The organism is Tropicimonas sp. TH_r6 (assembly GCF_033101155.1).
Classification (GTDB): Bacteria; Pseudomonadota; Alphaproteobacteria; order Rhodobacterales; family Rhodobacteraceae; genus Tropicimonas.
Genome location: NZ_JAWMPX010000037.1, coordinates 21,939 through 41,714 on the forward strand (window position 1 = coordinate 21,939; position 19,776 = coordinate 41,714).

Genomic DNA, 19,776 nt, shown 5'->3' on the forward strand with positions numbered 1-19,776 from the left:
ATGCATTATAAGGCTTTTTGTCAGATGTGTGCGAACGCTTGTTTGAAGCCCCTCATCCTGTGTCGTGTTATTTATGGTTAGTATATCTGTTAAGGCACTGTCGCCTTTTGGTAAGGCACTGTTTCTACGTGCGAATTCATGCCTTCAGTTGAGGCACGCGATTCCGAACCCACGTTGAGGCGACTCTCAAACCCCGAAACTCCGACTCCGAACCCACGACCGATTTCGTTGGGCGGATGGACGGAAGCGGTGGATAACTCTATCGTTGGTGTCACTAAAACCACGATAAGAAAACGAGCAGGACATGGCTGGGGCGATCATGGATCCGGGGGGGCTTTTGCCCGACCGGCATCCGCAGACGGATTTCTTTATCTGCGATCTTTTTGATTGGGTGCCCAAGGACGACCTGGCGACCATGGAGCATCCGGTCTTCACCCTGTCGACACGACCGGACAGGCGCATCCTCAACTATTCGCATAACGGGGCCGAGATCACGGTCACACCCTCGGTCAAGGGTCTGGCCACGATCCATGACAAGGATATCCTGATCTATTGCGTCAGCCAGTTGATGGCGGCGCTGAACGCGGGACGACCATTGGCGCGGACACTGCATTTGCGGGCCCATGACCTTCTGGTCTCGACCAATCGCGAAACCTCGGGCGATGCCTATAACCGTCTCCGCGAGGCCTTCGAGCGGCTCGCGGGCACCCGGATCACCACCAATATCCCGACAGGACCGAAGGAGGATCCGTTGGAGGTGACCACCGGCTTTGGCCTTATTGAAAGCTGGGAGATTGTTCGCCGCACGCGAGGCGGGCGCATGGTGTCTGTGTCGGTGACGCTCTCGGAATGGCTTTACCGGGCGGTCCTGTCGAAATCTGTTCTGACGCTCAGCCGGGACTATTTTCGCCTGCGCCGACCATTGGCGCGGCGGATCTACGAGTTGGCGCGCAAGCATTGCGGGCGGCAACCGTCCTGGCGCGTCTCGGTCGATGTGCTGTGGAAGAAATCCGGCTCCGCCTCGCCCCGCCGGGTGTTCCGCGCGATGCTGCGCGATATCATGCAGGCCGACAACCTGCCCGATTACCGGCTGGAGGAAGAGGCAGGCGATATGATCCGCGTCAGACCCCGCACGCCGCCGCCGGGCAAGCAGCCCCCTGCCCTGCCCCACGAGACCCTCGAAGCCGCGCGCGCGCTCGCCCCGGGCTGGGACGTGCACGCGCTTCAGGCGGACTGGCAGGCCTATTGGGCCGCCTCCGGCTACCCGCGCCTGCACGCTCCAGCCGCCGCCTTCCTGGGCTATGTGAAGACCCGTGTCTCGAGTGGAGACGACTAGACGGGAGCTGCCTCGGTGGTCGCGCCTTGAGCTTCGCAACACGTCCTCACGCATGAGCCGGGTTTTCTGACAGTCGATCCAGGGCTGAGAGGCGTTCCTACCTGTTTTGTCCTCTGTTTTTCGCCCCTGTGTTTCGCGCGCGAAACATAGGGGCAGGGGCTTGAAACCCCTGATTCGGAGTCACACGGCTCGGCTCTTGTGCTCTTGGGATATGTGGAGGCCGTATCCCAGGAGAGGACAATGAGGGGTACGCCAAGGGCTGTTTCTTTAGGGGAAACAGTCCCTTGGACGATTAGTGAAAACTCGCCGAAATTGCGGCAAAACTTGGACAAAATCGTCAAATGATGCTAATTTTAATCATTATTAATTTTGGAGAGGTGGTTTGATGAGTTTCTCAAACTTTGGAAAGATCTTTTTGGTCGCCGCGACGATGGCCCTTGGGGGCCTCACGGCAGGGGGCGCGCAGGCTGCGGTGACTGCGGATACATTCGTGGGGAGTACTCGCCTGTCTGACAGCAGTGAGCCCGGTGAACTCGCTTACATGGCCTCGCTTCTTGGTGTGGGGGCGGGGGTGCTGACATCGACCAAGATAGACGATGCTTTGGGCTGGTCTTACGACTCCACTGCCGATGCATGGTACAAGGATGTTGCTCCGGCCATGCCGGGCTACTTCCTGCTCAAGTTTGGCAAGGGTGGTCATACCTTTGACACCCACTATGTCTTCAAGAACATCGCCGACCTGACCAAGCTTGTGTTCGCCAATGGTGACACGAATAATCTCGCCGGATCGGGTGTGTCGATCGAGAAGCTGAGCCATGTCACGCTCGGGCTCGCCGCCATCCCGGTGCCGGCTGGGATCTGGACCCTCGGGCTAGGCCTCGGCGCCTTGGGCTTTGCGGCCCGTCGCAAGCGCCGTCACGCCTGAGCCAAGCGTTCCAAACAAGATGTTCAAGGCCGGGAGGGATCCCGGCCTTTTTCATGCGACATGTTTCATGTTTCGCGCGCGAAACAATGGCGTCTCAGTCCGGCGTGAAGGACAACGCCGGTTGACCGCCGCTATCCTCGATCGTGTAGCGCCCGGTCCCCAGCTCCACCCGCTCTTCCCGTCCATCTCCATGCTGGCGCTCCCAACCCGTCAACGCGCCATCCGCGCTGTAGAGGGCGGTGTCGGTCCAGGGGGCTGACCAGAAGAGCAGGGGATCATAGGGCGCCTTCCGGCCAAGCGCATCGTAATCCACGGAGACCAGGCGGTCCTGCCCGTCAGGGCCCGGGGCGTAGCGTCGGGTCTGGTGTTCGGGAAAGTCCACGCTGATGAAGGAGGGGGCCGAAAGATTGACCCCGTTATCGGCAAAGACGGCGATATCCACCCGGGAAAGCTGGCGCGGGCCGGGCTCCCGCGTGTCTTGCATGGCGGTCGTTTCCCAGGGATCGTGCCAATCGATGCGCAGGCGTGCTGTGCGCCCGGCGGCATCCAGTGGTTCGATCTGCACCCGCGCCGGATCTCCCTGGATGAGATGCCAGGAGAAGGTCAGGTCCCGCCCGTTGGGGTCCACCGTTCCCACGGTGCTGACAACCATCTCGCGCCGGGCCTCAGGGCCGCGCCAGATCCGCGCCAGCGCCTGTGGAGTGTCGAACAGAACCTCCGACTGGCCCGCCAGCCCTGCCGTGCTGCGAAACCCGTCCTCAAGCATGGAGAGACGCGTCACGGGCGGCACGGCATCGGCCGAGAGGGCGGCGGCCTGCGCCACCATGAGACCTGCGCGGATATCCTTGCCGCGCATGACCACGGGATGGGCCGCGGCAGAGAGGTAGTCTTCGGTTCTGCGCACCCCCGCGAGGTTGCGCCGGAGGATCATCTGCACGGTGGGCGCCACCAGCTTGCGCTTGCGCATCAGCTCGAAGGTCTCCGGGGGGAAGGCGGCGAGCGTGGCGCCAATTGCCTCGAGGAACACGCGATCCGTGTAGGAAGAACCCTGGCTGATCACCATGTAGGGCCAGTTCGCCGGAAAGCGGTCGCTGGCGTCATGGTCGTTATGTTCGGGATAGACATAGAGGTGGTTGTTTCGATAGAGCCGCGCGCTGGCCGCCGGGCCATGGCCTGAGGTCATGGCCAGCCGTGGCAGGCTGCGGGCGATCGGACCGCCGGTTACGGCGGTGGAGGAGTTGCCGAAGACCACGGCCGGAAACACCAGGCCGCCCGCCAGCCCATAATCGGCGCCTTTCGTCTTCAACTCGGGGCCATAACTCAGCCGGGCCAGCCGGGGAAACCAGCCCGGGGCGAGGGCGGAGTGGGCGCGATCGCGATTGTCGTAGAGGACGCCGGAAAACCCCTGGGCTTCACCACGGGCGATCCGCGGGGTGAGCTGTCGCGCCACCTCCGGCGGCACATTCGGGCCGAGAGCGGGCAGGGCCGGATCGGGGTCGGGCAGGGTCAGGCCGCTGGCGAACCAGGCTCCCTTGCCGATGGGAACAAGGTCCGTGTGCTCCAGCATGACCTCGGCTGCCGGGGCAGGGGAGGCGGCAAGGACCAGGAACAAGGCAAGGGCAGATCGCAGCATGACGTCCCGACGGGGCAGGGGGGCCATGGGCATGGCCGGTTTCCGGGAGAGGGTAGGGGGGGCGTGCCCGGCTGACAACCGAGCTATCTTCCGTCTTGTCCCTTGCAGGCCCGGGGGAGGGATGTTTCGCGTGCGAAACATGGATCGGCTGGAGTGTTTCCATTTCGTGAACAATGTGCCGATTCTGGAAAGAATGCTTGCAACCACTCCCACTGCTCCCCCTTCAGACAGAAGCGCCAGTCCTCATGCACTTTCAGACGGGAATCTCGCACCTTGACCGAAGATTGGAGCGAGTGGCGTCTGTTTTTTGGCGGATTATTTCAAGAAATGGTCAAAAAAAAGCCCAATTTGCCAAGGGGCGCTTAGAGATGAGTCGCGACCGTGTTAACCTGATTCTCAGGGAACTCTCTTTCCCGATTCTTCGATCTTTCTTGAGGGAACAAGTATAATGAAAACATTCAAATTCAAGCATATAGGGGCAGCGGTTGTTGCTCTGTTCGGCTTTACGGGGGTAGGGGTCGCGGACTCGATTGATCCCGATGCTTACTCGGCGACGCTCGCGGTCGGTGAAACCACGACGATCACCAAGACGGTGACCGTCACCGCGGCTGCCCCGACCACAGCCAAGGTCGACGTCTTCTTCCTCAGCGACACGACCGGCTCCATGGGCGGCGTGATCAACTCGGTCAAGACCAACGCATCGTCGATCCTGAGCAGCATTTCTGGTTTGGGAGATGTTCAATTCGCTGTCGGTGAATACAAAGACATTTATGACACGTTCTCCTATCGCAAGAATACGTCCTTCACGAGCAGCACGGCATCGGCTCAGGCTGGTATCAATGCCTGGGGCGCTTCTGGCGGAGGCGATTATTACGAAGCCAACATGTTTGCGCTGGAATCCGCGGCAGGAGACCCGGGGTGGCGCGCAGACTCCACGCGTATCCTCGTCTGGTTCGGCGATGCGCCGGGTCATGATCCCCGCGCTGGCTCGACCGAAGCGAGCGCGACCGCTGCATTGACCGGGGGCAACATCATTGTGCAGGCTGTCAACTCCGGCAACCTGGACGGTACCGGGCAGGCGACGCGCATCACCGATGCGACAGGCGGCAGCCTCTTCAACGTGTCGGGCTCGGGAGCTGGCGTCTCTGCGGCCATCAGCGCTGCCATCACCGCAACCTTCGCGACCTACAGCACTGTCGATCTCGGTGTGACGGGCGACACGAGCTGTGTCGATGTCGCGACCTCTCCGGGGTATTCGGGCAGCTTTGACCGCTCGGTCGATCGGGACTTCACCTTCACGGCAAGCTTCACCGGAACGAATCCCGGGTCCTGTGATTTCGAGGTGAACGCACTGGTCGATGGCGGCATCGTCGCTGTGGAAAGTGACTCGATCACCGTGGCTGCCATTCCGGTGCCGGCGGCGTTCCCGATGCTCCTCGCCGCGCTGGCTGGCTTCGGCCTGGCCTTCCGCCGGCGTGCCGTTTGATCGCGGCCGGATTTAAACGCTATAGCTAAGAAGGGGGGCGGCCAGGCCGCCCCTTTTTGCCGACGGGGTTTTCGGGGGGGCGCCCCCTCTAGCTTGGAGTGTGTCATGCCGAGATGCCTTTCTCTTCTTTCCGCCCTTGTTTTCTCTATCGCGGCCTTGCCGGTTCTGCCGGTGGCGGCCGCTGTTCTGTTCGACGAAACAGGGTCCGACCGGTCGACCATCGATGAGATGTTCGTGGGATCGGAGGAGGCCGGCGAGGCGCTTTCATTCATCCAGAGCGGCAAGCCGGATCAGGCATTGGCCGTGCTGGAAACCGCGCTGGAGGCCGAGCCGGACGACGCCGCACTGCACGAATTGCAGGGGCTCGCACTTGGTCAGCTCGGACAACTCGACGAGAGCCTCGAAGCGTTCAACCTGTCGCTGATCCTGGCGCCCGACCGCACCACGGCGCTCATTCACAGGGGCATTCTGCGCCTTTCCATGGGAGATGGCGTCACCGGGCAGGCGGATCTCGAGGCGGCCATTGCGCTCGGATCGCAGGATCGGCGGGCGCATCAGCGGCTCGGCCTCATTGCCCTTGCTCAAGGGGACGCTTCCGCGGCGATGACGCATCTCGAAGCAGGCCTGAAGGGCACCCCGGAAACCTATCTGGGCAACAAGCCTGAACTCGCCATACTGTATCAACAGGCCGACCGTCACCACGACGCAATTGCGCTTCTTGTCCCTTGGCGGGCCAAGGAAGAAACTCCTGACATCGTGCTGGAGATCCTCGCCACGAGCATGCTGGCGACCGACACGCCCGACACGGCGCGGGAGATATACACGGAGCTGTCAGCGCGTGGCACCAGCCTCGATGGTCTTGTCGGGCTTGCGCAGTTCCAGGTCGCAGAGGGCGCGTTTGACGCCGCTGCACAAACTCTGGAGCGCGCGCAGGAGAAATTCCCGGATGTGCCGGCGGTCTATTTCGAACGCGGCAATCTGGCCGGGCTTCAGGCGCATTACGCGGAGGCCAGGGAGATCTTCGAAAGCGGGCTGGCACTGGACCCGGAGAATCTGCCTCTGACGCGCGCGCAGAGCCGGACCGAATATCGGTTGGAGCATTTTGACGACGCACTCGCCCTGGCGGAACGGGCTGTCACCCTGTCGTCATCGAGCGCATCGGACATCCTCTGGCAGGCCGTGATCCAGGAAAAGACCGGGAAGCTTCCCGAGGCCCGCGCCAGCTACGAACAGATTGTGGCTCTCGATCCGGACAACTGGGTTGCGCTCAACAATCTCGCGTCGCTGCTGACCGATAGCGAGGCGGAGCGCGCGGTCGAGCTGGCACAGAAGGCGAATGCGTTGTCCTCCGGAACGCCCGCAGTTCGCGATACGCTCGGCTGGGCGTATTTCGCCGCCGGACAACCGGACGCGGCGAAAACAATTTACGAGGATCTCCTGGAACAAGCGCCGGAGGATCCGGTCGTCCTGTATCGCCATGGGCGTGTGCTGATCGAACTGGGCGAGAAAAGCAGGGGCCGTGATACGATTGCCAAGGCGATCGACCTGGACCCGAGCTTCAAATACGCGTCCGAGGCGCGCCGCATTCTCGATGAGAGCTGACACCATCCTTAGGCGACGATGCACTTTGTCGCTGAAGATGCCGGGCGGTGGCTGCGTTCAATATTTTACATAACATTGATTCCCGGATATTTTTTCTTGGTGACGGCACATTCTAAGCTGGGTTGCGACAGATCCCCTATCATGCTGGAAAGAAAGGAGATCGACGCGTGGCCCACACAGAGTTGGATCGGCGCGAACGGCATGCACTTGAAGCCCTTGCTTGGACCTTCGGAGATGGTCGTCTATGGTGAGCTTTCTCTTGGCAAGGTCTTTCACTGAGCAGGATCGGCGTGCATGTTCGAACAAAATGCGCAATCGGAGCTGACGGTCATTATCGTCAGCTACAACACATGTGAGCTCACGCTCAAATGTCTGGAAACGCTCTACGAGAACACCAACGAGGTCGCGTTCCGGACGGTGGTCTGGGACAATGCCTCTGTTGACGGATCGGTGGAGGCCATTGCCGAGCGATTTCCAGATGTCGAACTGGTTGCCTCCGAAGAAAATCTCGGGTTTGCAAAGGCCAACAATGTCGTTGCGGCACAGGCCGAGACCGAATGGCTCCTGCTTCTCAACCCGGACACCGAAGTTCATCCCGGCGCCATCGACCGACTCCTTGCCTTTTCCAAGTCAAATCCTCAGGCGGGGATCACTGGCGGGCGGACAGTTTTTCCGGACGGTTCGCTCAACATTGCCTCCTGCTGGCAGAGAATAACGCCCTGGAGCCTCTTTTGCATGTCCACCGGCCTCACGGCCGCGTTCCGCGGATCGGAAGTCTTCAATCCGGAAGGCATGGGGTCCTGGCAGCGTGATACGGTGCGCGAGGTTGATATCGTCGTGGGGTGTTTCCTGATGATCCCCCGTGCGCTCTGGAACGACCTAAAGGGATTTGACGAGAAATACTTCATGTATGGCGAGGAGGCGGATCTCTGTCTGCGTGCGCGTGAGGCTGGATACCGGCCGATGATAACGCCTGACGCCCAGATCATGCATCTCGTCGGCGCCGCGGCGGCCACACGGTCGGACAAGCAGATTCTCGTGGCAAAAGCGCGTGTTACGCTTGTCAGTGACCACTGGCCAAAGCCGCTCGTTCCCCTGGGGAGGGGCCTCATGTGGCTTTGGGCGGCGGTCCGACGGAGCGGGGTAGGGCTGCTCGCGGTTCTCAGTCCAAAACGCTTCGGCGAAAAAGCCGCCGCATGGCAGAAGATCTGGCGTGCGCGCAGTGACTGGCTGGCCGGTTTCTGATCGGTGGCATTTTCGGCAGTGATACCGATCAGAAGACATGGCGCCACAGGCCAAGTGAAGATAGAGCTGAGAAGCGGTAGGGTCGCAGTTCGCTGCATATAGGTAACGTGCAGCGCTTCTCTATTGATGCTGTGTGCTGTACCAAATGTCGGGTTGGTTTTGTCTCTCGGAGGGATGAATGCGCACGCAAGATGTCGAGACGGGACTGCGGGAGCTGCGCGCGGCGCGTTCCAAGAGCCGGGGACTGTTCATCGCGGCCTTCCTGTTCTCTGTTTTCGTGAACCTTCTGATGCTCACCGGGCCACTCTACATGCTGCAGGTCTATGACCGGGTTCTGGGGTCGCGCTCCGAGGAGACGCTGATTGCGCTCTCGGCGCTGGTCGCCTTTCTCTATCTCTCCATGGGGATCCTCGACTTCGTTCGGGGGCGCGTCATGACGCGGGTCGGCGGGCGGTTCCAGGAACTTCTGGATGGGCGCATCTTTGCCGCCATGCTGCGCAGCGAGAGCCTCCACCCGAGTTCCAAGGCCGCCGCGACCGGGCTGCGCGATCTCGAAACCATTCGCCGTTTCTTCGGCTCGCCCGCACTGATGGCCTTTTTCGACCTGCCCTGGACGCCGATCTTCCTGGCGGCGATCTTCATCTTCCACCCATGGCTCGGGATGCTGGCCGTGGCCGGGGGCGGGACCCTGATCGTGATCACAGCGCTGAACCAATGGCGGACCCGGCAGCCGGCGCTGGAGGCCGCGGGGTTGGGCCGCGAGGCGGAGAGGCAATCCCAGCAGATGCGCGAGGAGGCGGAGACGATCGAGGCGCTCGGCATGCGCGGCGCGGGTTTCGCGCGCTGGCAACAGGCACGGACGCAGGCACTGGAGGCGGATATTTCCGCCTCTGATCGGGCGGGGGCTTTCCGCTCGGCGACAAAGGCGCTGCGGCTCTTCCTGCAATCGGCCATGCTTGGTCTCGGGGCCTATCTCGTGCTGCAAGGCGAACTTTCGGCCGGCGCGATGATTGCCGCCTCGATCCTGCTGGGGCGGGCGCTGGCGCCGGTCGAGCAGGCCATCGGGCAATGGGACATGTTTCAACGGGCCTCGCGCGGCTGGAAGACCCTGGCGCAGCTCCTCTCCGAGACCCCGCCCGAGCCCCGGCACATGGCGTTGCCGAAGCCGGCAGCGCGGCTGCAGGTTGAACAGATTACCGTGCTGCCGCCCGGCGAGGCGCAGGCATCGCTGCGCATGGTCAGCTTCGAGTTGCCGCCGGGCAAGGCCATGGGGGTGATCGGTCCCTCCGGCTCTGGCAAGACGACGCTGGCGCGGGCAATCACCGGCGTCTGGCGTTGCGCGGGCGGCCGGATCCGTCTCGATGGCCCGGCGCTCGATCAGTATGATCCGGACGTGCTCGGGCAGCATATCGGCTACTTGCCGCAACGCATCCGGCTCTTCGATGGCACGATTGCCGAGAACATCGCCCGGCTTGCGCCGCAACCGGACGAGGCAGCCGTCGTGGAGGCGGCGAAGAAGGCGGATGCGCATGACATGATCGTCAATTTCCCGAAAGGATATGACACGCCGCTCAAGGGAACATCGAGCCGGCTGTCGGGCGGACAGATCCAGCGTATCGGACTGGCCCGCGCGCTCTATGGCGACCCGCAGATCCTCGTCCTCGACGAGCCCAATTCCAATCTCGACCATTCAGGCTCGGAAGCACTCAACCGCGCCATCCGGACGATGAAATCGGAGGGACGCTCGGTCATCATCATGGCGCACAGGCCAGCCGCGATCAAGGAATGCGATCTTCTGCTGGTGGTCGATGGCGGTGTCAGCCGGGCCTTCGGACCGCGCGACGAGGTGCTTCGGCAGACGGTTGAGAATGCGGAGAAGTTACAGACACAGGCCGGCAAGGGAGAGGCACAATGAGCGAGCCTGTCTTTCTGCGTGCGCGGTTTCACCTGATATTCGGGCTGCTCACTGTTCTGGTGCTGGTCGGCGGGTTCGGTTTCTGGTCGGTGACGGCACGGATCTCCGGAGCCATCGTCGCATCGGGACGGATCGAGGTCGATCAGAACCGGCAGGTCGTCCAGCATCTCGACGGGGGTATCGTCGACCAGGTTCTGGTCGAGGAGGGCGACCGGATGGAAGCTGGCGAGCCGTTGATCGTGCTGGATGACAGCGAGCTGCGCTCCGAACTCGCAATCGTCGAGTCGCAGCTTTTCGAACTGATGGCCCGGGTTGGACGGCTCATGGCGGAGCGCGATGGCGCGGCCGACATCGTCTTTGCCGAGGAAGTGCGGAAGCAAGCCGCCGTCCAGCAGGATGTCGCGGAGCTGATCCAGGGACAGACGCGGCTCTTCGAGGCGCGCCGGATGACGTTGGAGAAGGAGGCCGAGCAGCTTGCCCGACGCCGCGAGCAGATCGACAGCCAGATCGAGGGGATCGACGCGCAGAGCGCGGCCCTGGCCGATCAGCTGGCGCTGATCGAAATGGAGCTGAAGGACCAGCAGAGCCTGCTGGACAAGGGGTTGGCGCAGGCCTCGCGCGTGCTGGCGCTGCAACGGGAGCAATCCGAGCTGCTTGGCTCCATCGGCGAGTTGACCGCCAGCCGGGCGCAGGCGCTCGGCCGTGTCACCGAGATCGATATCGAGGTGCTCAAGCTGGAGACCGGGCGCCGGGAGGAGGCGATCACCCGGCTGCGCGACCTGCAAGCCCAACTCTTCGGATTGCAGGAGCAGCGCCGCTCGCTCCTGAAGCGGCTGGACCGGCTGGAAGTCGTCGCCCCGACATCCGGCGTCGTCTATGGCATGACGATCAACACCCCGCGCTCGATCATCCGCCCGGCCGATCCGGTGGCCTATATCGTGCCGCAAGACCGTCCACTGGTCATCGCTGCCCGGATCGAGCCGATCCATATCGACGAGGTTCATGTTGGCCAGCCGGTGCGTCTGCGCTTCAGCGCCTTCGACAGCCGCCAAACCCCGGAGCTGGATGGCCAGGTGGTACAGGTCTCGGCCGATGCCTTCTCCGACGACCGCACGGCCGAGTCCTATTACCTCGCCGAGATCGCGCCGAGCCTTGAGGCGCTGCAGACGCTCGGCCCAGACAGGGAGATCCTGCCGGGCATGCCGGTCGAAGCCTATATCCGCACCGGCGACCGCTCTCCGTTGGCCTATCTGCTCAAGCCCTTCACGGATTATCTCTACAAGGCCTTCCGGGAGAGTTGAGGCCTTTCCGGTTCCGTATCTCGCCAAAGGGGAAAGCGGCCCCGCAGTGAGTGCGGAGCCGCTTTTCTTATAAGTTGAGTCCAGCACTGCCAGTGGCGCGCCGGACTTCTCAGTTCCTCTTGCCCAGACCGATACTCCCTGGGATCGACAGCATCAAAGCAGGAAGTCGCTGACGTCGAGATCGGTGACACCCAGAACCAGAAACGAGCAGTCATAGATATCGTCATCGGCGAGGGAGATATTCACGAGGTTGTCGCCCGAGGCCGTCACCGAGATGTCCACATCCGGCAGCGCACCGCCATTCTCCACCGTGATACTGGTGAGGTCGATCAGGTCCTCGCCGCGGGTGAAGTCGGTAATCTGGTCGCAGTCGATGGAACCGGAGTTGTTACCGTTGGACGAATTGAACACCAATAGATCGTCCGCAGCGGCGCCGGTCAGGCTGATCACCGCACTATCGTTGACCGTGTTGAACACGAATTGATCTTTCCCTGCGCCACCGGTCAGGCTGTCCGCCCCGCTACCGCCGAAGAGCCGGTCATTGCCGTCGCCTCCGTTGAGAACATCCGAGCCATCTCCGCCCCAGAGCGTGTTGTCGCCACTATCGCCCGTGATCTCGTCGTCATAGCTCGATCCGACCACCTGTTCGATTGAGCGATACCTGTCGCCGGCCGCCTCCCCGGTGTTCCGGCTCGCGTCGGAGAGATCGACCACGACTCCGGTTGTCGCCTGGTTGTAGAGGGCCCGGTCGATGCCGTCTTCACCGTCGAGCAGGTCGCCACCGAGCCCGCCGCGCAGCTTGTCATTGCCATTGCCGCCATAGAGCGTATCCGCGCCATCGCGCCCGTCGAGCAGGTCTCCCCAGTTCCCACCCCAAAGGCCATTGTCGCCATCATCGCCCCAAAGTTCGTCGGCATGGGCCGTCCCGACCACCTGTTCGATCGAGACATAGATGTCGCCTGCAGCTTCGCCGGTGTTCAACGAAGCATCTGCCAGATCGACAATAAGGCCGGTCGTCGCCTGATTGTAGAGGGCCCGGTCAATGCCATCGCCACCGTCCAGCAGGTCACCGTCAAAGCCACCGCGCAGCCTGTCATTCCCGTCGCCGCCATAGAGTGTGTCTTCCCCGGCATATCCTGTCAGAAGATCGTTTCCACCCTCTCCGTTGATCTCGTCGTCTATAGCCGTTCCGGTGATTGTATCGGCGTTTTCGGTCCCGACAGCTTCGGGCGTGTTTCCAAATCCCCCGAATTTGCCGGCGACCAGATCAGCGAGGAACTCGGTCGCGCCCATACCCGAGAGATCGAGGGCCGAGCCCTCGACCGCGAGGTAGCTTTCCCATGAACTCCCGTCCCCCTGGAACAATTCGCTCATGTCGACGTCACGGCCGTAGATGTAGTTCGATCCAATCGTGGAAGATTCGGTTTGGTCGTAGAGAATTTTCATGACGTTGCCGGTGACCGTGGTGCCGGAGTTGTCCAGTCCCGACTTGTCGGCAAGGCGAACGATCGCGCCGCCGCCTTCACTCGCCATCAGGGTATTGTCCTGGACGACGACATTTTCCTGCCCGCCATTGATGTAGATCGAGTTGACCGACCGGACCGAAATCAGATTCTGCTCAATCAGGATGTTCTTGTAGCCATCGCTCCCTGGGTCCGAGAGGAAGATACCCTGCGGCGTCACGGTGGAGGCGCCGGTCGTGGGATCGTCGTACATCACGTTGCGGCTGATGACGATGTCATGCGGCGTATCACCGTCAACAGAGAACATCTGGATGAAGTCCGAGTGGTTATATTCTCCACCCTCGCTGCGGTAATCCTCGGGATGCGTGTCGAAGAAGTAATTCTCCTCGATCACACCATTATAACTGTCTCCCGTCACCCGCATCAGGTCTTCCTGGGCGGTGTGGATCTTGTTGTTTGAGACGGTGAAGTTCTGCACGTTGTTCAACAACATAGCATGCAAGTCGCCGTCGATGTCGTTGCCCGTTATCGTGGCGCCATTGACATTCTTGAGATAGAGGAGGCCGTTGACATCGGAACTGCTGAGTTCGATGTTTTCGCTGGAGTAGGCCGCGAAAGTGCCCACCGAGATCCCTTCGAACGTCAGGTTCGAGGATTCCGCCATGTTCACTTCGTCGAAATTCGCACCGAGCGTATTCTCACTGCGGATTGTGACCTCGGCATCATAGTTCAGCGACAAGTCGATCGAGCCGTAGTCTCCGTCGGCCAGGACTATCGTGTCTCCGCCTTGTGCGGATGAGAGAGCGTTCTGGAGCTCTGCTTCGTTGGATACGTAGAAGTCGGTCATTCAGTGGACCTCGGTTGAGATGAGTGGTTTCCGAGTGGATGAAGCGGGAAAATTGAACGGTTCCCAGACACACGCATACACACGCAACGAACTTCCCATGCTCTCGTGCGTGGACCCGGCGTCCCATCGGACGCAGAAAATCCTCTCCGAGCCGGTCGCCACTATGGGCAAAATCCGTTTCGATACCGTTGATTTTTAGGATTGTCGGTCTGTATCAGACTGCCTTTTCGACTACTTGACGATATTCGCCCCCCCCAAACAGAAGCCGTAAGATGTCAAAAGGGCCAGATTGGGGCAATCGAAGTTCGAAATCGTGTCACATTGTAGGCGCTATCTTGCAAGTTCTCCGCCTGCAGGAAGGCATGTTTCCGCTTGGCAGCTGTGACAGGTATGTCGAGAGAAGAAGGCCGGGTTGATTTGGAACCCTGAGACAGCCCCTATTTTTCAGCATCTGGTCGCACCAACGGCGAAATCTGCGCGACGGGCGGGAAAGCAAAGCACTTGCACTATCGTCAGCCTCCCGTCATCGATTTGCGCATGAAACAAGCAACCACTCCACAGACCCGGTTGTCCTCCGGAGAAACCGCCGTTCTATGGACGATCCTGATTGTCTGCGTCCTGATCGAGGGTGCGTTCCAGCTGTCGAAGCTCGACGTGATCGGTCTCCCGGGCCTACGGATCTGGGCCTACGGCAACGGGGCCTTCTGGCCGGTGCTGTTACAGCACGGACACCCAAACTATCCGTTGCAGCCGTGGCTGATGTTTCTCACCTACGGCTTCATTCATGGTGGCTTGCTGCACATGTGCTTCAACATGATCACGCTGTGGTCACTGGGCACCGCCGTGACCAGCCGCGTCGGGATCAGACGTTTCCTCGTGATCTATTTCACCACGATGATTGCGGGGGCGGCCACCTACGGCGCACTTGTCACATCCGGTCAGCCGATGGTGGGCTCGTCCGGCGCCCTTTTTGGGCTGGCCGGGACGCTGGTGGCCTGGATCTGGCTGGCGCAACCCACACCAACGCAGTCGTTTCAAAGGACATGGCGCATCCTTGCCGTGCTTTTGGGCCTCAATGTACTCATGTATTGGGCCTTTTCCGGCCAGCTTGCCTGGGAAACGCACCTGGGAGGGTTTGTTGCGGGCTGGGCGTTGGGGATTTTCTTCGAGGGACGGCCGGAGTGAACAGCGAATACCTGGACTCGAGGCCGCCTACGGGCGCAGCGAGAACCGCCGGTCCAGGCGCGCAAAGACCTCGTTGACCGTCGTGACCTCCTCGTCATCGTCCTCGGCAAAGGAATGGCTGTACCCGGTCACGAAACTCCAGTTGCGGTTGAGGTCGCGCGAGTAACTGACGCTCAGGCCCGCCTGTCGGTAGTCACCATCGTTGCCATCGATGTTCTCCGAGGCAGAAACGTTCATCTCCAATTGCAGCGCATCGATCTCTGTCAGGTCCTGGAAGAATTCGAATGTGAGGCGGTTGTTCAGCACCTGGTCGCCATCGTCGTCGGTCGCCACGCCGGAACTGTAGTTCAACCCGAGTTGACGGGTCTTGTACTCCCGCGTCCAGTCAACGGTCCCGACGGGATAGATATCGCCCTCTTCCACACGGGTGACACCCAATGAGAAATCGAGATCACCATAGGTCGTTTCCATGCTCCGACCGACTTCGGCGGTGGTCCGGACGCCATTGCTGTCGAGCTCGCCGCCGAACGAGAAGCGAAGCGCGCCGTTGGGGAGGTCCTTGAGGACGGACAGGTCCAGTGTCGGGCTGTGTTCTGTCGTGGTCTCGCGCTGGCCATCCACCGTTTCGGTCAGCTTGTCGCGCTCGTATTGGAGCACGCCCCGGAATGTCATGTCCGGATAGATATCGGCGCCGATCCCGATCCCGAGGACGGTATGCTCTTCGTCATCGTTGATATCGTCGAGGTCATCGCGATTGTCGTATTTTCCGACGAGGAGCAGTTCCGCGCTCCGGGTGATGGCCAGGCCGATCTCACCATCGAAACTGAAGGTGTCACGGTCGCTCAGGTCCGGATCGGATGTGTCGAAGAAACGTCGCTGATGATAGGAGAGGATCGAAGAGGTTCGAACGGGCGTGCCGATGCCGGTCTGAAGCTCGGCCTGGACCCTTGCATCGGAGCGCGTGCCCTGGTCCACGATCAGGTCCGTGCTGGAATCGAAGCCTTCGGTGACATCGATTCCATTGTCCCTTTCGCGATAGCTCACGGCGCCCCGGAACAGGGACGTGCTGGATTCCCGGCTGTAGGAAGCACTCGCAAACGGATCGATCCAGCCGCCATTATTGTCCGGATCCTCGGCATAGTCGCCAAATTCCAGCCGGCCGCCAAACTCCAGCGAGAGGGATTCGGACTTGGTTTCACTCGAGTATCCGAACGTGAGGTCGGTGAACCAGAGCGAGGTGTCGCCCTGCGGGTCCTCCAGGCTTTCGTAATTATCCGTGATGGACAGGCCCGTGCTGAGATCGAGATAGAGTTCCGAGCCAGTGTCCTGTTGCGCGACGGATTGCGCCGTCGCGGCAACCGCGGCCAGACAGGAGACCGAGATCAGGCCTGCGCGTTTGGAAAAGGCTGCCATCAGAGGGTCCTCGTCCGAAAGGGCAATCGGCACATGTCAATCATTCGAACAGGCGGCGTTCCGGTACCAGGATCACGTCGCCATCGCGAAGCGACGGATCGTTCGACATGACCGCCCCTTGCGAAATGGCCTTGTAGTTGATCTTGATGAGCCGTTGCCGTCCATCGGACATGGTCCGGCGCAACTGAACACGTTTGGTCGCCGCGTATTTGGTGAAACCACCGCTTTCGGACAGGGCCTGCAGCAGCGTCGTGCCCGGGGCGAGCTCTTTCGCGCCTGGCGCGTTCACCTCGCCGACGAGATAGATCTTGATGATGGCAGGGCTTGCCGGCTCAGATTGCGATTGAGAGATGCCGGCAACGGAAACGTAAACCGTAGGAGCGACAGAGAAATTATTGGCAATCCGGCTGCTGATCGCGCGCTCGACCTGTTCGGTCGTTCGCCCGCCGACTGTCAACGGGCCAGCCATCGGGAAACTGACCCGGCCATCGGGCAGCACGAGCACCTGCCGGTTCAACGACGTGTCTTCGAGAATCTCGATCGAGAGCGTATCGCCGGACTTGATGAGGTAATTTCCCTGGGCCTGTACGCTTCCCAGAGAGACGACCAGCGCAAACAGCGCAATGAGGAATCTTGAGATCATTCTGCCACCCTCGGTTTTCCAAATCCCTGATGCGCATCGGGCATCAGGCGCTTTTGTCCGCCAACTTATACCAAAACGGGCAGGGCAAAACGGTTTCAACGCCTTGCCGTCTCACTCCAGGCAATTCTGTTGCACAAACTCTGTGGTGGCCGGTATGTGGCGCCCCCGCAAGGAGAGGACTCGCGTCATCATCGCTGCCAGCCACATGAAAGTTCCGTCGCGCCGCTACTGATCCAGTGCCATCAGCCGCTTCTGCGCATCCGCGAACTGGGCAAGGTCGGCAATTTCGGTCCCTTCGGACAGCTCCAGCGCGCGGGCATACTGGGCGCGGGCCTCTTCCATCCGTTCTGCGGCCTCATAAGCGCGGCCAAGATGATACTGCACCAGCGCATCCTCGGTCAGGCCGGCAGCGGCAGGTTCAAGGTTGGCTATCGCGTCCTCGACATTGCCGCGCAGGAACGCGATCCAGCCATAGGTGTCCTGGAAAGCCGGGATGTCGCGCCCGCGCAGGCGCCGGGCGATGGTGGTCGCGCGTTCCAGCTCGGCCGGATCGTCGGCAAGCAGGGTGGCCAGGTTGTTCGCCACGATCACGTTCGAGCTGTTCTCGGCATAAAGCTCATCGAACAGCGCAATGGCCCCGGGGATATCGCCCCTGTCGCTGAGGATAGTCCCCTGCATCAACCGCAGATAAGAAGAGTCCGGGCTGCGCGCCAGCTCCTCGGCGATCAGCGCTTCGGCCTCTTCCGTGCGCCCTTGCTGTGTCAGCAGGCCGAAGAGCTGTTCCACCGGTTGCCGCGCGCCAGGGCTATCCGCCACGATGCCGCGCAGCTTCTCCTCGGCTGCCTCGGTCTCGCCGGAGCCCAGGTCCAGGAGCACCTCGAGTTGGCGCAGGGACAGGTCGTCGGGATCCTCGGAACGGGCCACGGCCAGATCGAGCCGGGCGCCATCGATATCGCCTTCCCGCGCTTTCAGAAGCACCAGCGTCGCCGTGGCGCGGCGCGCCTCGGTCATTCCGCCCGCATCCGCGATCTGCTCTTCCAGCTGGGCGAGCACCTGCTCCACCTGGCCCTCGGCCAGAAGCCGCACCGATGTCAGGGTCTTGAGGATTTCCTGGGCGGCCGGCTCGCGGCTGCTGGCCAGTCGCGCACTCAGCTCATCGGCCTTGGCCCAATCCTCTTCCGCCACGGCGATTTCGGCCAGAAGCCCGATGATATCGAGATTCACGGGAGCCTTGCGCAGGGCATCATCAAGCACCTGCCGGGCTGGCTCGGGACTGCCCTGTGCCAGCAGGAACCGCGCGTAGCGCAGGGATTCCGGCACCGCCTGCCCCGAGGCTTCCACCGCGAGCGACAGGCGTTCGCCTGCAAGCTCCAGGCTGCCCTCGCGTTCATGGGCGTGCGCCATCAGGGTCAGGATCTCGGCATCTCGCGGGGCCTGATCAAGGGCCCGGCGCAGATCCGAGATGGCATCCCCTGCCCGGTCGCCGTCGATGGCCCAGGCCGCCTTGCGCTTCAGCGATTCCACATGTGCAGAATCCGCGGTCAAGATCTCGTCGACCAGTTCGCGGGCCGCGGGAGCGTCCCCGACATGTTCCAGCATCCTGACATACATCATTTTGATGTCATTGGTCTGTGCCCCGGGTTCGGCGCCGCTGATAATCTCACGTATCCGAGCCATGCCAGCTTCCTGGTCTCCCCCGTCAAAAATCAACGCGGCCAGCGACGCGCGGTAGATTTCCTGTGCCGCGCCTTCGGGAGTCTCTGCGATCAATGTCTCGAGCTCTGCCTGTGCGGCCTCTCCCCCGCGCACTTGCTGAATGTATTTCACCACGGACAGGAAGCCCGCCGGGTTCTCCGGGTTCAGCGCCGCCAGTTCACGCAGGAAAGCTTCCGCTTCCTCCGTATTGCCTCGCGCGAGATACCATCGCAGCAGGGATTGCTGCACCATCTCGTTTTCCGGGAAGAGTGCGAACATGCGCTTGAGCTGCGCATCTGTCCCGGCTTCATCCTGCATCTGGCCCAGCAGGTTGAGCCGGGCGATATTCAGATCGAAATCATCCGGCGTGGCTTCCAATGCCCGGTCGATCTCCGCCAGCGCCTCGGATGGATCTGCGGCTTCCAGAAGGTAGGAGATCAGAACACGCCGGGCGATGTCATTGGAGTCGTCTCTGGCCAGAACGACACGTGCCTTGTCCGCGGCGGCGGTCATGGCCTCGGCATCGTTTGCCAGGGCGGCTTCGCGGAAATCAATGGCCACAACCAGCGGGGCGACCTCGGGGGCCTTGGCATTCAGCTCCGCCGCCTTGCCGCCATGTCGTTCCAGTTCCTCCCAATTGCCGGTCGAGAAGGCCATTTCGGCGAGAGCCACGCGGCCTTCGAAATCATCGGGATACTGCTCCACAAGGCGCAGATACTGACCATAGGCTTCCTGGAAATTCCCCTGCTCACGGACGGTCTGCGCGTAGAGCGCCCGGGCATCGTGGTGAAATCCGTTATAGTCGAAGACCCGGCGAAGATCCACGAGGGCCAGTTCGACCTCGCCTGCCTCGAGAGACGCCAGCGCCTGCTGATAATGCCGTTCTGCCCGTTCTTCGGAACTCTCGCAGGCGGCCAATGCCAGGATTGCGACAAGGGCAAGGATGGTTCCACGAAACCGCAGCATGACTTTTGTCCTCGGGCTGGTAACAACAATTGATCAAAGCGGGCAGCGCATCTGCGCCCCCGCGTTTGGTGTCTCTTCAAACAATTCCCGAATCAAGGCCTGAAACGTCTTTCGGTGCCCA

Annotated in this window: 14 protein-coding genes; 9 read left to right on the forward strand and 5 right to left on the reverse strand. The window is 61.5% G+C overall.

The genetic code is table 11. The features are described 5' to 3' along the window. Positions 1 to 304 precede the first annotated feature (304 nt). Both R3X27_RS22915 and R3X27_RS22920 read left to right on the forward strand, forming a co-directional pair. Positions 305 to 1,336: a replication initiator protein A gene (locus R3X27_RS22915; protein WP_317711235.1), complete on the forward strand. Its 1,032-nt coding sequence runs from the start codon at positions 305 to 307 to the stop codon at positions 1,334 to 1,336. A gap of 385 nt (positions 1,337 to 1,721) precedes the next feature. Continuing rightward, positions 1,722 to 2,261, forward strand: coding sequence for a VPLPA-CTERM sorting domain-containing protein (locus R3X27_RS22920; protein ID WP_317711236.1), 540 nt, complete (start codon positions 1,722 to 1,724; stop codon positions 2,259 to 2,261). Between the two features lie 94 nt (positions 2,262 to 2,355). Here the strand turns inward: R3X27_RS22920 and R3X27_RS22925 are convergent, their stop codons facing one another. Next, positions 2,356 to 3,927 carry a hypothetical protein gene (locus R3X27_RS22925; RefSeq protein WP_317711237.1) on the reverse strand — a complete coding sequence of 524 codons (1,572 nt, stop codon included), beginning with the start codon at positions 3,925 to 3,927 and terminating at the stop codon, positions 2,356 to 2,358. Between the two features lie 415 nt (positions 3,928 to 4,342). Between R3X27_RS22925 and R3X27_RS22930 the strand changes: the two genes are divergently transcribed. The 6 genes from R3X27_RS22930 to R3X27_RS22955 all read left to right on the forward strand — a co-directional run bounded on the left by R3X27_RS22930 (position 4,343) and on the right by R3X27_RS22955 (position 11,443). Further along, a complete protein-coding gene (locus R3X27_RS22930) occupies positions 4,343 to 5,380 on the forward strand; it encodes a VPLPA-CTERM sorting domain-containing protein (protein ID WP_317711238.1) in 1,038 nt (345 codons plus the stop codon). A 105-nt stretch (positions 5,381 to 5,485) separates the two neighbouring features. Further along, on the forward strand, positions 5,486 to 6,982 hold the full coding sequence (locus tag R3X27_RS22935; RefSeq protein WP_317711239.1) for a tetratricopeptide repeat protein: 1,497 nt from the start codon (positions 5,486 to 5,488) through the stop codon (positions 6,980 to 6,982). 141 nt (positions 6,983 to 7,123) lie between these two features. Then, the gene (locus R3X27_RS22940) at positions 7,124 to 7,261 is read left to right on the forward strand and encodes a hypothetical protein (RefSeq protein WP_317711240.1); all 138 of its coding nucleotides are present in this window, start codon (positions 7,124 to 7,126) and stop codon (positions 7,259 to 7,261) included. 15 nt (positions 7,262 to 7,276) lie between these two features. Continuing rightward, the gene (locus R3X27_RS22945; RefSeq protein ID WP_317711241.1) at positions 7,277 to 8,227 is read left to right on the forward strand and encodes a glycosyltransferase family 2 protein; all 951 of its coding nucleotides are present in this window, start codon (positions 7,277 to 7,279) and stop codon (positions 8,225 to 8,227) included. Positions 8,228 to 8,405: 178 nt separating this feature from the next. Beyond that, positions 8,406 to 10,142, forward strand: a complete 1,737-nt coding sequence (locus tag R3X27_RS22950; protein WP_317711242.1) for a type I secretion system permease/ATPase — start codon at positions 8,406 to 8,408, stop codon at positions 10,140 to 10,142. Then, complete coding sequence (locus R3X27_RS22955; RefSeq protein ID WP_317711243.1) at positions 10,139 to 11,443, forward strand: HlyD family type I secretion periplasmic adaptor subunit; 1,305 nt, start codon at positions 10,139 to 10,141, stop codon at positions 11,441 to 11,443. The genes R3X27_RS22950 and R3X27_RS22955 overlap by 4 nt, the downstream gene beginning before the upstream one ends. 153 nt (positions 11,444 to 11,596) lie before the next feature. Here R3X27_RS22955 and R3X27_RS22960 read toward each other — a convergent pair whose 3' ends face one another. Then, a complete protein-coding gene (locus R3X27_RS22960) occupies positions 11,597 to 13,753 on the reverse strand; it encodes a right-handed parallel beta-helix repeat-containing protein (RefSeq protein WP_317711244.1) in 2,157 nt (718 codons plus the stop codon). A gap of 501 nt (positions 13,754 to 14,254) precedes the next feature. Between R3X27_RS22960 and R3X27_RS22965 the strand changes: the two genes are divergently transcribed. Beyond that, complete coding sequence (locus R3X27_RS22965; protein WP_317711245.1) at positions 14,255 to 14,938, forward strand: rhomboid family intramembrane serine protease; 684 nt, start codon at positions 14,255 to 14,257, stop codon at positions 14,936 to 14,938. Positions 14,939 to 14,965: 27 nt separating this feature from the next. Here R3X27_RS22965 and R3X27_RS22970 read toward each other — a convergent pair whose 3' ends face one another. The 3 genes from R3X27_RS22970 to R3X27_RS22980 all read right to left on the reverse strand — a co-directional run bounded on the left by R3X27_RS22970 (position 14,966) and on the right by R3X27_RS22980 (position 19,655). Next, a complete protein-coding gene (locus tag R3X27_RS22970) occupies positions 14,966 to 16,351 on the reverse strand; it encodes a hypothetical protein (protein WP_317711246.1) in 1,386 nt (461 codons plus the stop codon). A 40-nt stretch (positions 16,352 to 16,391) separates the two neighbouring features. Next, positions 16,392 to 16,994 carry a polysaccharide biosynthesis/export family protein gene (locus R3X27_RS22975; RefSeq protein WP_317711247.1) on the reverse strand — a complete coding sequence of 201 codons (603 nt, stop codon included), beginning with the start codon at positions 16,992 to 16,994 and terminating at the stop codon, positions 16,392 to 16,394. A 225-nt stretch (positions 16,995 to 17,219) separates the two neighbouring features. Further along, on the reverse strand, positions 17,220 to 19,655 hold the full coding sequence (locus R3X27_RS22980) for a tetratricopeptide repeat protein (protein WP_317711248.1): 2,436 nt from the start codon (positions 19,653 to 19,655) through the stop codon (positions 17,220 to 17,222). Between the last annotated feature and the right edge of the window lie 121 nt (positions 19,656 to 19,776).

What these genes read in the sequence shown, in the direction of transcription:
- R3X27_RS22920 (WP_317711236.1), top strand. Translation starts at nt 1,722, where the DNA reads ATGAGTTTCTCAAACTTTGGAAAGATCTTTTTGGTCGCCGCGACGATG.
- R3X27_RS22930 (WP_317711238.1), top strand. Translation starts at nt 4,343, where the DNA reads ATGAAAACATTCAAATTCAAGCATATAGGGGCAGCGGTTGTTGCTCTG.
- R3X27_RS22960 (WP_317711244.1), bottom strand. Translation starts at nt 13,753, where the DNA reads ATGACCGACTTCTACGTATCCAACGAAGCAGAGCTCCAGAACGCTCTC.
- R3X27_RS22935 (WP_317711239.1), top strand. Translation starts at nt 5,486, where the DNA reads ATGCCGAGATGCCTTTCTCTTCTTTCCGCCCTTGTTTTCTCTATCGCG.
- R3X27_RS22940 (WP_317711240.1), top strand. Translation starts at nt 7,124, where the DNA reads ATGCTGGAAAGAAAGGAGATCGACGCGTGGCCCACACAGAGTTGGATC.
- R3X27_RS22975 (WP_317711247.1), bottom strand. Translation starts at nt 16,994, where the DNA reads ATGATCTCAAGATTCCTCATTGCGCTGTTTGCGCTGGTCGTCTCTCTG.
- R3X27_RS22955 (WP_317711243.1), top strand. Translation starts at nt 10,139, where the DNA reads ATGAGCGAGCCTGTCTTTCTGCGTGCGCGGTTTCACCTGATATTCGGG.
- R3X27_RS22945 (WP_317711241.1), top strand. Translation starts at nt 7,277, where the DNA reads ATGTTCGAACAAAATGCGCAATCGGAGCTGACGGTCATTATCGTCAGC.
- R3X27_RS22980 (WP_317711248.1), bottom strand. Translation starts at nt 19,655, where the DNA reads ATGCTGCGGTTTCGTGGAACCATCCTTGCCCTTGTCGCAATCCTGGCA.
- R3X27_RS22925 (WP_317711237.1), bottom strand. Translation starts at nt 3,927, where the DNA reads ATGCCCATGGCCCCCCTGCCCCGTCGGGACGTCATGCTGCGATCTGCC.
- R3X27_RS22950 (WP_317711242.1), top strand. Translation starts at nt 8,406, where the DNA reads ATGCGCACGCAAGATGTCGAGACGGGACTGCGGGAGCTGCGCGCGGCG.
- R3X27_RS22915 (WP_317711235.1), top strand. Translation starts at nt 305, where the DNA reads ATGGCTGGGGCGATCATGGATCCGGGGGGGCTTTTGCCCGACCGGCAT.
- R3X27_RS22970 (WP_317711246.1), bottom strand. Translation starts at nt 16,351, where the DNA reads ATGGCAGCCTTTTCCAAACGCGCAGGCCTGATCTCGGTCTCCTGTCTG.